The organism is Streptomyces sp. NBC_00576 (assembly GCF_036345175.1).
In the GTDB taxonomy this organism is placed as follows: Bacteria; Actinomycetota; Actinomycetes; order Streptomycetales; family Streptomycetaceae; genus Streptomyces.
Genome location: NZ_CP107780.1, coordinates 8,967,208 through 8,980,613, shown reverse-complemented (window position 1 = coordinate 8,980,613; position 13,406 = coordinate 8,967,208). Strand labels below are relative to the sequence as shown.

Genomic DNA, 13,406 nt, shown 5'->3' with positions numbered 1-13,406 from the left:
TTCTATCGCTTTGAGAGCACGGTCAACTGGCCCTCGTTGATGGTTACTTGGTCACCGCGCAGCAGAATCTCGGCACCCGCGCCGTTCGCGATGACGATGGCTCCCTGGGTGATGCGGATGTAGGCGCCGCCCTGGGCCTGGAGGAGGATCCCCTGCTCGACGCCGGGCGTGTCGTTCATGACGAGCTTGTGCGCGAGTGGTGTCTGCATGACGACGGGCTTGTTGGCGGCGTTGGCTTCCAGCTCGCGGCGCGCGTCGGGCGGCAGCTCATCGGCCGTGCCCCACCAACACCCCGTCCAGACAGGGAAACTGGGGTCCCCCTGCTCGAACTCGACCCACACACCCGCCCCCGTCGGCGGCACCACGAACTGGCCGGACTCGGGCCCGGTGAACGGCAGACAGGGCAGCGCCCACGTCGACGGCTCGTCGCCGAGGACGTCCGGGACCTCGACGGTGAGACGTCCGATACGCAGCGGGTCGTTGTTGTCGACGACCCGGCCGCGGAACTTGCCGAGGTAGCGATTGCTGGGTGCCGCCATGCTGAACTGCTCCTGGTGTGTGGTCTGTTGCCGGTACTACAGGTGTGGCGTCGGTCGCGTCACGGTCGGACGTAGTCGCTCTGCGCCTCCAGTCCCTCCCTGGAGAGGGTGAAGTTCTGCTGGTAGGAGCCCGGGCGCAGGTTGTGCGTGACGGACTTGACGTAGTAGTCGCCGTCGTACGCCCGTCCCGAGCCGCGTACGCCGACGAGCTGGCGGGGCTGGAGGATGTAGCCGTGCCGGTTGACGTCGAGCGAGCCGGAGCCGGAGACGACGTCGGCGGAGACGGCGGCGCGGGCGAGCAACTCGGCCTCGGCTTCCGCCCGTTGCTGCTTGGCGGTGCCGGACAGGGTCCGGCGCTTGAGGGCCGGGGTGGGCCGTTTGCCGAGGGGTGGGCGCAGCGGGCTGATCGGCGGCTGGGGCAGCAGCGTGGACTGCCGGGTCCCCGGGTCCTGCCAGCGGGCCTGCGGCTCCTCTCGCGCCGTCCCGTCGTAGGCGAACGTCAGCTGATCGACAGTGGAGTTGGAGTCCATGTTGACGTTGAGGGCGTGCTGACGGATGCCGAGGCGTACCTCGGGTCCCCAACGGGCGGAGGACTGGCCGGGGTTGGGCCCTGGCTCAAGGTAGAAGGTGTAGCCGTTGGCGCGGGCGAGTTCGGTGACGTACTGGAGGTCGGTGCCGGTCTGGTAGTGGACGCGGAGGTCCTGGTGCGGGGGCTGGGCGATCTTCTCGGTGTAGACATCGGGCCGGATGCCGTAGTCGGAGTACCGGCGCAGGATCGCGAGGACCCGCTCGGAGGGCGGGAGGTTCGGGTACCTGGCGGTGCGTTCCTCCAGGTCGAGGAGGAGGGTGAGGTCCTCGCCGGTGAGGGTGAGGGTGGAGTGGCCGGGCTGGTTGCTGGTGCCGACCTCGTGCCGGACGATCAGGCCGTCGAAGAGCACGTCGGGGGTGCCCTTGACGGTGACGGTCACGATGATGCGGGTCTTGGGGTCGAAGAACCCCTCGGGCAGGAGCCTCCTGTTGATGATGCCGTTCTTGGTGAGGTCGAAGGCCAGCTGGAATCCGCTGCGTTCGCCCGCGGTGGCGGTGATCTGGGCGGACAGCAGGGCCTGGGTGACCTCGGCGGGGACGGGTTGGACGAGCTTGGGCCCCATGAGGAGCGTGATGTGGACGGGGCCCTGCCCCACGGGCAGATCAAACACGCCGGTCACCTCGCGGCAGCCCGCCGAGGGTCGGTATGCCGATGACGCGGCCGGCCTCGTCGGTCAACTCCCGTGGGTCGAGCACGGGGTTGGCGTCCGCGATCTGCCACCACTGGGCGGGGTCGCCGAAGTAACGCTGGGCGAGGAGATCGGGGCGCTCGCCGGCGCCGACGGTGTGGGGGTGGACTTCCGGCCCCTGCTGCTCGTCCAGCGGCGGCAGCAACCGCCGCTTGGCGTACCGGACTTCGGTTCCGTCGGTCTGGCGGTGAATGCCGATCTCGGCGTCGTGGTATCGGCTGGTGCGCGGATAGGGATGCGCGCCCGGTATGGCGTCCAGGGCGTTCTCGTACGGTTCGATGTCGGCCATGGTGGTGTCCTCTCAGCCCCTTCCGCCGAACGCGCCGGCACCGGTTCCACTGAGCCCGAGCGCCCCGAGGCTCCCGCCCCGGGCGGCGGCCGCGAGCTGTTCCTTCTGCGCGAGGTGCGCCATGTAGAGGTCGGCGCCGCGATGACCGGCGGGCAGGTCGCTGACGGTGAGGATCTTCATGCCGATGCCCAGGGAGGCCCGGATCGGGTTCAGGTTCACGTCGAAGGCCGACTCGTTGACGGACAGTTCGGTGAGCCGCACGGGCATGACCCGCTTGCTGCCCCAGGTGAACAGGGTCAACGGCATCTCGATCGGGCTGATCTCGATGGTCCCGTTCTGTGCGAGGCGGCTGGCGGCGCGCAGTTGGGCGGTGGTGGGCTGTACGAGCATTTCGAGGGTGGCGAGTTGGGGGTGGATGCCGTCGGGCGCGGCGATCTCGAACTGGTCGGTGGCGTCGATCTCGGCGGTGAACTTCCAGGTCTCCTGGGCGGGGCCCTTGAGGCGGAGGGCCTCGTTCTTGTCCCCGCCACCGGCTCCCCCACCGCCGCCGGAGTCAGCACTGTCCCCGGCGGTCTGGGGGGCGACGCTTCGCTCCAGGGTGTCCGGGTTGAACTGGAGAACGATGATGCGCTGGGGGGCGCCGGTGTCGGGGTTGACTACGACTATTCCGGAGCGGATGGGTTTGGGGATGTCGGCGTAGCGGGTCATGAATTTCCTCAACTGCCCGAGTAGTGGTCGAGAATGACCTGCGCGTCCCGGCGCAGTCCTGGCTCGGGATCGTTGCGTGCGGCTCCTTGGAGGTCGGTCCGGAACTCCTCCCATCGGGAGTAGGAGGTTGCCCAGATGCCGGCGGATCTGATGGTCCCGTCCTTGCTTCGGACGGCCTTCCTCAGACGCTTGTAGAACCGCTTGTCAAACTGATGCGGAGCACCGATTCCGGCTCGCAGGACCGCCTCACAGGTCTCCTGTGTCCCCTTGGCACGGTCAACGGCTGAAAGTAGTTCCTCAAGAGTCCAAGGATGCACACCTTGCTCAATTGATTCGACAATACCTTTGACATCCTCGGCTGGTGTTCCGGTGAGGGCGAACACAGAACACTTGGAACGACTGTCCACGGCATATTGCAGCACGATGCCGGGAGTAATACGCCAGATTACGTCCCGCACGATCCCGTTCTCGATGTCCGAGGACTCGTCCTGGAGCAGCTCAAAATTCCCCTCGGCGGCAAATTGCATCACCTCTTCTTCGCTGCCCCAGCCCTGGAGGATCAGGCGGCGCGAGGCATAAGAGTCCGCGGGTTGCGAAATCCGAGTCATGTGTCTATTTCTTTCCCTTGTTGAGGCCGTAGACGCCGAACAGCCATTCCCGCTCGCCGAGCAGTTCGTCGACACCCTTCAGGATGTCCTCAATCGCATGTTCCTTGTTCTTCTCAGTGGTGAGCACACCCTCTGCGATGAGCAAGTCGACGATGGTGTCACGCATCTTCTTGATCTCACTTTCCGGCGTCCCGATCTCCTGCCTCTTGGCCTCGATCTGCTCCTTGGTAACAGAGCTCAGCGGGGGATCGTAGACCTTGCGTGTACGGGTCTCCGTCTCGCCATTTCCTCCCCTTTTGCCCCCTGTCACCTCTTCGGTACCGACCTCCTCGGGTTTAAGGTCGTCCCACCAGAATTTCCGCTTGTAGAAGTTGGTGTTGCCGGTGTTGGCCCGCTGCCGCGCTTCCTCAATCCGGGCGTGGATGCCGCTCGTGTCGTACGTTTTGGCCTCGGGCGCCGCTGCCTGTTTCTTGGCGATCTTGGCGAGGTCCTTCAACCGTGCTCCGGTCGTGCGCATGTAGTTCCGGATAGGGGCGGTCAAAGAGTTCGCACCTCGACTCACGAGGGGCCCCTTGGTCAGTACGTCATCCGGCGAGCGCATCCCCTTCTCGATCAGACGGAGTTCGGCGGGCCCGACAGCGAGCATGAGCGGAACCCGGAGTCCCTCGGCCATCGAACGCACGACGGCGACTTGAGCCGGAAGCTGCCTGCGTTTTCCGGGGAACTTGTTGATATCGTCCTCGTTCTTGAGGGCCTGGAGGCCCTGCGTGCCGAGCCCACTGCCCATATCTTCCTGCTGCACCGCCCGAGCCATCTGTTTGTACGAACCGATTCCCGTGGCGGCGGCGAGTTCTTCAGGGTGCGGCTGGACATTGATCTCACCAGAGAGGTCAGAGTTGGGCCCCTTCTTCCTGGTCAGGCGCAACTGGTCGGGAGTTCCAGTATTGTATTCAGTCGCCGCTCCGCGCTGCATGTTCTTGAATGGCTTGTCGTCCCGCATGGCGGAGTAGGTGTTGAGCAGGCTGCCGCCGCCCTGCTCACGGGCTTTGCCCAGAGCCTGCTGGATATAGGCGAGGACACGCTGCTCGATGTCCTCCGGTACGAGCTCACGCCCCTTCTCGAGTGCAGGAAGCCTCGGGTTGAGCGACGCCTCGACCTCGAAGGTCCTGTCGCCTCGACGTGCCAGGCCACTGAGCCGATACCACAGCTTCATCGCACCCAGAGCGGCCCTGAAGGCGCCATCGCGCACTCCCCTGTTCATCAGGGAGTCCAGTCGGGGTTTCATCCTCGCGACAATCCTGCGCAGCCGCGCCTCCTTCGACTCCTTGGATTTCTCGTCCTTCTTCCGCTGATCCTGGTCGCGCCTCTTCTGCTCCTGCTGCCGCCTCTTGTCGTCGCGCAGCCGGTCCTTCTTCTTCTTGAAGACGTTCCGCAGCTTCGACGCGCTGTTCTTCAGCGCCTTGCCGACCTTGGTCTTCTTCAGCTTCTTGCCTAGGGTCTTCGCCGCGTTGCCGACCTTCTTCAAGGCGGACTTGACCGCGCCCTTTGCCTTCGCGAGGGCCTTGCCCGCCGGGGACTTGGGCTTCTTGGGCTTGGCCGGCTTGGGACCCTCGATCTCTTTCTTCTTCTTGGCGGCGGGCTCGGGGGTCTTGTCCTTCGACGGAGCCTGATCCTTGTCAGGTGTCCTGTCCTTCGAAGGCTCCCGCTCCGGAGTCCTGTCCTTGCCCGGCCCCTCCGCCCCGTCCTTCGGTTTCGCCCCCGCAGACTCCTGCTTCGCCGGCCCCTTGGGCGTAGCCGTGTCCTTCGGCTTCACCGGAGCCTTCGGCCCAGGAGAAGGCGCGCCCTTCGGCTTCGGTGCCACCGACGGCTCGGCGACCTTCTGCCTGGCGTTCCGCATCGCCCCCCGGGCGTTGTTAACCGCGTTGCCCGCCGCCGACCGAGCACCCTTGCCGGTCTTCTTCAGGCCGTCCATGATCTTCTGGGACATGGCCTTGAGCCGCTTGCCCACCCCCTTCGTCGCCGAAGAGAGCCTGATCATCAGGAAGTTGGCGATGAAGTCGAGGAGCGCGACCACGCCCGCCGCCACCGCTTCCGCGAACAGACACGCCGCCGGGCCCGCCTTCACTGCCTTCAGGTACGCCCAGAACTTGCCGAACGCCGCCAGGATCGAGCTGATGGACTGCCAAGCCGCCATCAGGCCCTGGACGATCGTGAGGATCGCACCCGCCGCCGGGACGATCATCGAGACGACCTTCTCGATGACCAGCGACGCGATCATCATCGGCAGGGACGCGATGATCGCGTCCCAGGCCATCTTGCCGATCTGCTTGAGCGAGACGCAGCCCTTCACCAGGACGTTGATCACGGCCTTGCCGAGGCCCAGGATGCCCTCGACCTTGGTGTCGAACCACCGCTTCACGCCCACCTTGATGGCGCCCCACAGGTGGTCGGTGATCCCGGTCTTGGCCGAACTGCCGGCCTTGCCGATCCAGCCGCCCGGGTCGGGCGCGATGTCGGCGACCAGCGCCGCGAACTTCCCGAGCGCCTCGATCGCCGCCTGCGCGAACTTGATCACGCCCTCGATGACGGCCTGGTAGGCCTTGATGACGGCCTTGATGCCCGCTTCCAGGACATCGAGGAGCTTGTTCAGGCCCGCGGCGAGCACGTCCAGCAGCGCGTTGACCGCCTTTTTCAGGCCGTCCGCCAGCTCGTTGACCTTGGCGACGGCCGCGTCCCGCAAGCCCTCGATCGCGTTGCGGAACTTGTCCCGCAGCTCGGGGAAGGCGGCCAGGAGGACATCCCCGATCGCGATCAGGGCATCCGCGAGCGCGTTGATCGCACTGATCGCCAGATCACGTACGAAGTCGATGGCCTTGTTGGCCCACTCCTTGAACGTGTCGATGATCCCGTTGACCGCCTTGCGGGCGGCGTCGAAGACCGCGGTGACCGCCGCGAGCAGGCCCTTGAAGAAGTCGGCGACCTTGTCGGCGATCCAGCCGAACAGACCTCCGGAGGGCTTCTCCTCCTCCTTCTTCTTCTCGGCCTCCTTCTCGGCGTTCTCGCGCTCGGTGTCGATCTGCGCGTTGTCCTTGTCCTTGCGCTCGCCGACCTCCTTGTCCTTGTCGTCACGCGCCTTGACGATCTCCTTGTTCTTGGCGCCGTGCTCGTCCTCGGACTGCTTGTCCGCGTCCTCGACCTTCTTGTCCTGCTCGGTCCGCCACTCTTCGCGCTGCTGCTGTGTCTCGCGGGCGACCCGGCCGCGTTCGGAGGTCTGCTTCTCCGTGTTCTGGGCGACCTCGCGGTCGATCTCGGCCTGCTTCTCCTGCTTGGCCTGCTGCTCGCCCTGCTTGTTCTCCTGCTCCTTCGTGCCGAGGTCGCCCTGCGCCTGGCCGGCGGCGCCCTGGACCTCGGAGCCCTTCTCCTGTTTGGCGACGGCTCCCACGCCGGCCTTCGGCTTGGACATGGCCCTGAGCCGGCCGCCCTTGCCACCTCCGGCACCACCGCCGGAGGCCTTGCCGGAGAGCTGTTCCTGGGGGGCGTTGGGGAAGATCTGGTCCTCGCCCATGGGCTTGGCCGCGTCGGCGCGACCCGTCGTCTGCAGGTCGGACTGCTTGTCCTTGAGCGCCTTGGCCTGGTCGTCGGTGCGCTTGGGGTCGCTGGCGCCTTCGAGCCGGATCTTCGGGGCCGGGCCGACCGTCTTGTTCTGGAGTTCGGGGTCGGTGGTCGGGACGGCGTCCACCGCGGCCTCGACGTTCGCCGCCTCGGCCTCGCTCAGCCCCTTGTCCGGCACGGCGGGGGGAGGCGGTGGCGGAGTGTTGTCCGTGGGCTTCCCGCCCTCGGCCTTCTCGCTGCCCTTGGCCTTCTGCTTCTCGCCCTGCTCCTCCGGGCCGAGCTTCTCCACCTTGCCGGTGACCTGGGCCGCGGCGGGGGCCGCCTCGGGCGGTGCCGAACGCGTCTGCGGCGCACCCGAAGGCCGCTCCCGGGTGGGCGGGTTGGCGTCGAGCCGCTGCTGCTCCTCACCGATCTTCTTGTCCGCGGCCGCGTCGACCCCGGGCATGGCGGCCGCCGCCTGGTCGGGCGCCAGCTTGCCCACGGTCTGCACGGCGGCCTTGGGGTCCTGCCCCGAGACGTCCGGCGGCTCCTGGTCCTTCTCCTCCGGCGCGGCCTCGCCGCCGCCCCCGCAGCTGCCCGCGCCACCGTCGTCCTTCTCCGCGGCGGGCTCGGGCGGCGCACAGCCACCGCCGTCCTTCTCCAGGGACGCCTCGGGCTTCGGCGACGCGCTCTCGGCGGTCTGACCGGGCTCGGCGGTCTGCTCGGCGGCCGGGCTGACGGCCGCCTGCGCGGTGGACGGCGCGGCCCCGGGCCCAGCGGCGGTCGTCGGCCCGGTCTTCTCCGCACCGCCAACTGATCCACGCGGCGCCGCCCCGGGACCGGTCTCCTTGGGGATCCGGCTCTTGGCCTGGGGCGCCTCACGCTCGGGCTTGGGCGGTTCGCCCTCACGCCGGGCGGCCGGCGAGGGATTGCGGTCCTCTACGGGCGTCCTGGGAGTCTGCGCACCGGCGGGCCTGGACACGGCGGACGCCAACATGCTCGTGGTGGCCGCAGCCGGGCTCGCCGTGGCCGGCGCCGCGCCCGAAGCAGACCGTGTCTGAGCCCTCGTACGCTCCTGCCGTTCGCTCTTCTCGTCCTGCGCGTCCTTGGCGTCGGGCCGCTCGTCGGAACCGTCCGCCCCGGCCTCGCCGGTGTCATCGGCCTCCCTGGCCTGTTCCTTCTCGTGCTGCTGCTCCGCGTCCGGCTTCTCGGCCTCGGGTTCGGGCCGCTCCTTGTCCTCGGTCGCGGGGTCCGGACCGACCTCCTGGTCGAGCGGTTTCCCGGTCTCCTGCAGGTCCTTGGTGCCCCGGTCCTGGGCCTGCGTGGCAGGCCCGTTCTCGGGCTGCGGCGCCTCGCCCTCGACGGGCCCCTCGTCCTGGCCGGGCGCCTTCGCCTCGGGCGCGGCGGCGTCTTCGTCCTCCTCCTGTTCCCTCTTCTCCCGCTCCTGCTCGATCTTTTCGGCCTTGGTAGGCGGCGGGGTGGGGAAGGTGGGCAGCGACGGCTCGGCGGCGCCCGGCTGGAGCTGGTCCGCGGTCGGTACGGCGGACAGGTCGAGGTCGGCCTCGGGCAGATGGTCCTCGGGTTTGATTGCAGGCTCACGCTCGGCGCCCGGCGCAGTTGCGTCTTCGTCCGCTCCGCCCGCTACGTCGTCGTCGGCGCCCGCTTCGAGGCCGAGCGGCTGCTCCTCCTCGCGCGGATCGCCATCGGCACCCCCAGCACCCCCGTTCTCGTCCCTCTCGTTCAGCCCGTGCTCGGACAGCGCGGAGTCCGGCTGTTCGGCCCGCTCGTCCACCTTCTCCGGGCGTACGGGGCCGGGCTGGCCCTTCTGCTTCGGGTCCAGCTCCTCGCGCCTGGCCCCGGCGGCCGGCTGGGTCTGCTGGTCCTTGCGCCCGCGCTTGTCCGCGCCGGGGGCATTGGCCTGCTCCGGGTCGGCCTCCTCGCGTTCGCGCTGCTCCTTGCGCTCCTCCTTGGCCTGTTCGGTGCCCTCCTGCCGGCCCTGGGCCCGCTCGTCGGCGGCCTCGTCGGTGCGTTCCCGGTCCCCGGCGGCCTTCTCGTCCTCCTGCCGCTGTTCCTGTGCGGACTGCTGCCGGGAGGCGTTGCGCTCGTCCTCCTGCTCGGTGCGCCGGGCGGCCTCCTGGTCCTCGGTGGCCGCGTCCGCGCGCGCCCGGCTGCGGTCGCTGCCGCTCTTCTCGTCGCGGGCCCTGACGTCCCGCTGCTCCTCGCGGGCATCGGCGGCGCGGCTGTCCTTGGAACCCCGGTCGGACGCCTGCTTCTTCTGCCACTGGGTGCGTTCGACACCGAGTTCTTCGAAGAGGTCGATCTCGGGCAGCGGGACGTCGGCGGGCTGCAACTCGACGGGGCCGGGGTGGGCCTGTTCCGCAAGGTCCAGGAGGCGTTCGTACTCAGGTGTGAGCAACCGGGCTTCGAGCCGCTCGATGACCGAGTCCTCCAACTGCTCGGACATACGCGCCAGTTGGAGTCGCACCCGGCCGGAGGCGTCGGCAGGGTCGCCGCGCAGCGAGCGCAGCACACCGCCCGCGAGCCGGTCCACAAGGGTCGCCGGGTCGACGGCCTCGGCCCGCATCCGGTCGGCGTCCACGGTGGCGTAGCGTAGCCAGCCCGGCGTCGCCTGCCCTTCCTCGACCGCGCCCTCGGGCTGCGCGGTGCCGACCGCGCTCTCCCCGCCCCGGACAAGTTCCTGCGCGGCCGACTCCGCCTCCCGCTCGATCGCCTGCTGGGGCAGGCTCACCGCGCCCAGGTCCCGCCCGGCCCGCAGCGCGCCGAGCCCGTGGGGGTTCTGGACGGTGTGCAGCAGCTCGTGGGCGAGCAGGCGCTGCCCGTCCGCCGTGCCCGGGCGGTAGGCGCCCTCGCGGAAGAGGATGTCCTGGCCGACGGCCACCGCGTCCGCGCCGAGCAGCTCGGTCAGCTGGGCGGCGTCCCGACCGGTGTGCAGCCGTACGCGGCTGAGGTCGTGACCGAGGCGCTCCTCCAACTCCCGTCGTACGCCGGGGTCGAGGGGTTGTCCGGCGCCGCTGACGACGTCCTTCGCGGACGGGGTACGGGACTTGGCGCCCCGTTCCTTTCGCTTACGTCGGCGCTGTTCGGCGGCCGACTGCTCCGAACGGGCGTCCTGGGACTGTGCGTTGCCGCTCATCGGGTCACCTCCCCCTGCCCGCTCAGCCCCTGGTGAACGGCGCGCGCCAGTTCCTGGCCGAGGCGGCGCGCGGACAGGCCGGCGGGCAGCGGCGGCAGCCCGGTCAGCGCGTCGACGCTCAGCGTGCCGTCGGCCGCGAGGGGCACCCCGTGTTCCCTTACCAGGCGGGCCAGTTCGTGCTCGAAGGACGCCGAGACGCGATCGGCGTCCGCGACCCGGAAGCCGTCGAGGACGAGTTCCCCGATGTCCAGCCGTATCGCCGAAGGCTCCCTGCTCTCACCCATCCGCTTCACACCCATCCACGGACCTCCGTCGGCGTCAGGGAGCGCTCCAGCTTGAGGTACTCGGTGCGGGCCGCCGCGAGCATGTGCCGCATCTGGAGCCGGTCACCCTCCTCGGCTGCGAGGAACGCGCCGGACAGCGCGATGTTGCGGATCGAGCCGCCCGCGACGGTGAGTTGGGCCAGGAGGGCGGCGTCGATGTCCTTCACCGGGGCCTGCGGGGGCAGTACCCGGCGCCAGATCTCGGCGCGTTCGTGTTCGGCCGGGAAGGGGAAGTCGACGACGAAGCGGATGCGCCGCAGGAAGGCCGTGTCCAGGGCCTTCTTCATGTTGGTGGTGAGGATGGCGAGGCCCCGGTAGGCCTCCATGCGCATCAGCAGGTAGCTGACTTCCAGGTTGGCGTACCGGTCGTGACTGTCCTTGACCTCGCTGCGCTTGCCGAAGAGGGCGTCGGCCTCGTCGAACAGGAGGAGTGCGCCGCCGCGTTCGGCGGCGTCGAAGACCCGGCGGAGGTTCTTCTCGGTCTCGCCGATGTACTTGCTGACGACCTGCGAGAGATCGACGATGAACAGATCGAGGCCCAGTTCCTTCGCCATGACCTCGGCGGCCAGCGTCTTGCCGGTGCCGGAGCCGCCCGCGAAGAGCGCGGTGACGCCGAGCCCGCGCCGCAATGTCGCCGCAAATCCCCATTCCTGGTGGACCGTCGGCCGCTGCCGCACATGCGCGACGATCTCGCGCAGCACACTCGTCTGCCGTTCGTGCAGGACGAGGTCACCCCAGCCGGCCTCCGGCTCGATCCGCCGCCCCAGTTCGTCCATGCCGATCCGGGCCTCGTCGAGTCCTGCGCGCCAGGCGAGTTGGGCCGCGTCCAGTTCGTCCTCGCCCGGCAGATCACGCCGTACCGCCGCCGCGGCAGCTCGCACAACGTGCGGCGGCAGCTGGAACTGCGCGACCAGTGAGCGCAGTTCGCCCTCGTCGACATCGGCTATGTCTTCCAACGCATCGGCCCAGAGGGAGAGTTGCTCCTCGTCGTCCAGCCTGGGCACGGTCACCCGGGTGCCGTGCGGGCGGTCCGTGCGCAGCGGGTCCTCGCTCGACACCAGGACGGGTACGGCAGCCCCGGCCAGGAACGCCTCCGTCGCCGCCCGCTGGTCGCGGTCCACTTCGCCCACGTCGACGAGGAGCGCGGCGGGCAGCAGGATCGCCTCGCGCTGCCAGAGCCGGGCGAACCGGTCCCGTTCGGCGGGGTCGCCGGGGATGTCCTCGGCGCTCACCGAGTAGAGCCCCAGCCCGGCGCGGGCCGCCGCGGCGGCCCCGATGTCGGCCCGGCTGCGCAGATCACCGCCGGTCACCTCCACGAGCAGCGGCGCGTCGGGGCTCGCCCCGGTCGCCCAGCCGGCCGCGACCCGGCTCGCGGCCAGGTCGTACGAGGGCGGCAGCCGGTCCGGTACCGGCGCACGGCGCAACTGGCCGTGCAGGCGGGCGTCCAGATAGGGCGAGCCCAGCAGGAAGTGCAGGATGCGTTCGTCGAGGCGGAGCCTGGACGTCGTCAGCTGTGACTCGTCGGCCGGCTCGACGATCCGCCAGCGGCGCAACGGCGCCACCGGGGTGAGCGCGCTCCAGTGCGGCTCGGCGAGCACGGCCAGGGCGAGCGAGAAGGTCGGGTACGTCCGCTCCGGGTCACCGCAGGCCGACGCGCACCGGGCGGCGGTCGTCGGCTCCAACTCCTGGGCGGCGGTGAGGAGTACGAGGTCCCGCTCGAAGGGAGTCAGACCGAAGCAGGTGGCCAGGGCGTCGAGGGGGTCGGTGGCGGGACCGGCGGGCACGAGTGTGCTGTCGGTCCCGGGGTCCTCGGAGGGACCGGTCCCCTGTCCGGCGTGCGCCGCGTGGGCGTCGACACGGGCCAGCACACGCCGGATCTCCGCCGTGAGCGTCGTCGGGCCCGTGGTGTACGCACCCGGCGTGCCCGTCCCCTCGCGCATTCCCATGCCCTACCTGCCCCCGCTCGTTGTCCGCACCCGGTCCTCAGTTCGCCGTGTTCTCGGGGCTCTCGGTGTTCTCGGTGTTCTCCGGCTCGTCGGGCGCGGCAGCCGCGCGCTTGGCCGTGCCGCGTGTGGGCCTGCCTCCCGCACCTGACTCCGTCGCTCTGGCCGGCTGCGCGGCCTTACGGGTACGGGCCGGTGTCTTCGCGGGTGCCTTCCCCGCAGGCTTCCTGGCGGGCGCCTTCGTCACCGCCTTCTCGGGCTCGGGCCTCGACTCCGGTTCCACCTCCGCCTCCGCTCCCGAACTCCCGCTCCGGGCAACCTCGTTCACGGGCAGAGCGCGCCCACCGGGCACGGGCGCCCCCGGCGCCCCGAACGGCAGCACGCGCACATCGGGCCGCTGGACCGGCTTCGCCGGGACCGGTGTCCCGCGGCCCTCGATGAGGACGAGGGCGGCCTGGTAGACGACCGACAGCGAGTACGGCGTCTGGTAGAGCATTCCCCAGAGCTTCGACGTCTCGTCGACGTCCATCACGGTCGGCGTGAACCGCACGCGCTGCGCCGACTCCAGGAGGTCGCTGCCCGCCAGGTACGGCTTCTCACCTGCCTGTTCGATGACGTCCTTGGGCAGGATCGGTATCTCGTGCAGGGTGCGCACTACCGAGCCGATCAGCCGCTGCCCGACCAGCTCGTTCTCCTCGCCGTACGCGCTGATCAGGAAGTGCAGGTCCAGTGCGGCGGCCGGCCGCTTGACCAGGGTGCCGTCGGCGGCGCGGGTCGGCAGGTCGTTGTTGCGCTGCGAGGTGTTCGGCGTGACCTGGTACAGGAACACGTGGATGGTCGGTTCGCCGGACGGTTCGGTCGGCGGCTTGCGCGTCTCGACCGTGACGGCCGCGTCGAACTCCGGCCCCAGGTTGTTCTCGATCAGGACGGCGAGGGCCTGGGTGACGTGGGCGATGGCAAGTGCGTTGCTCATG

The 13,406-nt window shown here is 69.5% G+C and carries 9 protein-coding genes; all 9 read right to left on the bottom strand.

From position 1 onward, the window contains the following. Positions 1 to 2 precede the first annotated feature (2 nt). The 9 genes from OG734_RS39180 to OG734_RS39140 are packed head-to-tail and all read right to left on the bottom strand — an operon-like array spanning position 3 to position 13,405. Positions 3 to 539, bottom strand: a complete 537-nt coding sequence (locus OG734_RS39180) for a phage baseplate assembly protein V (RefSeq protein ID WP_330292156.1) — start codon at positions 537 to 539, stop codon at positions 3 to 5. Between the two features lie 59 nt (positions 540 to 598). Then, positions 599 to 1,738 (bottom strand): hypothetical protein, encoded by a 1,140-nt coding sequence (locus OG734_RS39175; RefSeq protein ID WP_330292155.1) that lies wholly within the window; start codon positions 1,736 to 1,738, stop codon positions 599 to 601. Further along, a complete protein-coding gene (locus tag OG734_RS39170; RefSeq protein WP_330292154.1) occupies positions 1,731 to 2,105 on the bottom strand; it encodes a hypothetical protein in 375 nt (124 codons plus the stop codon). The genes OG734_RS39175 and OG734_RS39170 overlap by 8 nt, the downstream gene beginning before the upstream one ends. A 12-nt stretch (positions 2,106 to 2,117) precedes the next feature. Continuing rightward, complete coding sequence (locus tag OG734_RS39165; protein ID WP_330292153.1) at positions 2,118 to 2,813, bottom strand: hypothetical protein; 696 nt, start codon at positions 2,811 to 2,813, stop codon at positions 2,118 to 2,120. Positions 2,814 to 2,821: 8 nt separating this feature from the next. Beyond that, complete coding sequence (locus OG734_RS39160; protein ID WP_330292152.1) at positions 2,822 to 3,421, bottom strand: hypothetical protein; 600 nt, start codon at positions 3,419 to 3,421, stop codon at positions 2,822 to 2,824. A gap of 4 nt (positions 3,422 to 3,425) precedes the next feature. Then, positions 3,426 to 10,166 carry an eCIS core domain-containing protein gene (locus tag OG734_RS39155; protein WP_330292151.1) on the bottom strand — a complete coding sequence of 2,247 codons (6,741 nt, stop codon included), beginning with the start codon at positions 10,164 to 10,166 and terminating at the stop codon, positions 3,426 to 3,428. Next, the gene (locus tag OG734_RS39150) at positions 10,163 to 10,465 is read right to left on the bottom strand and encodes a hypothetical protein (RefSeq protein WP_330292150.1); all 303 of its coding nucleotides are present in this window, start codon (positions 10,463 to 10,465) and stop codon (positions 10,163 to 10,165) included. Before OG734_RS39150 ends, OG734_RS39155 begins: the two co-directional genes overlap by 4 nt. Beyond that, positions 10,456 to 12,435 (bottom strand): ATP-binding protein, encoded by a 1,980-nt coding sequence (locus tag OG734_RS39145; RefSeq protein WP_443064997.1) that lies wholly within the window; start codon positions 12,433 to 12,435, stop codon positions 10,456 to 10,458. The genes OG734_RS39150 and OG734_RS39145 overlap by 10 nt, the downstream gene beginning before the upstream one ends. A gap of 37 nt (positions 12,436 to 12,472) precedes the next feature. Continuing rightward, positions 12,473 to 13,405 (bottom strand): DUF4255 domain-containing protein, encoded by a 933-nt coding sequence (locus OG734_RS39140; RefSeq protein ID WP_330292148.1) that lies wholly within the window; start codon positions 13,403 to 13,405, stop codon positions 12,473 to 12,475. Between the last annotated feature and the right edge of the window lies 1 nt (position 13,406).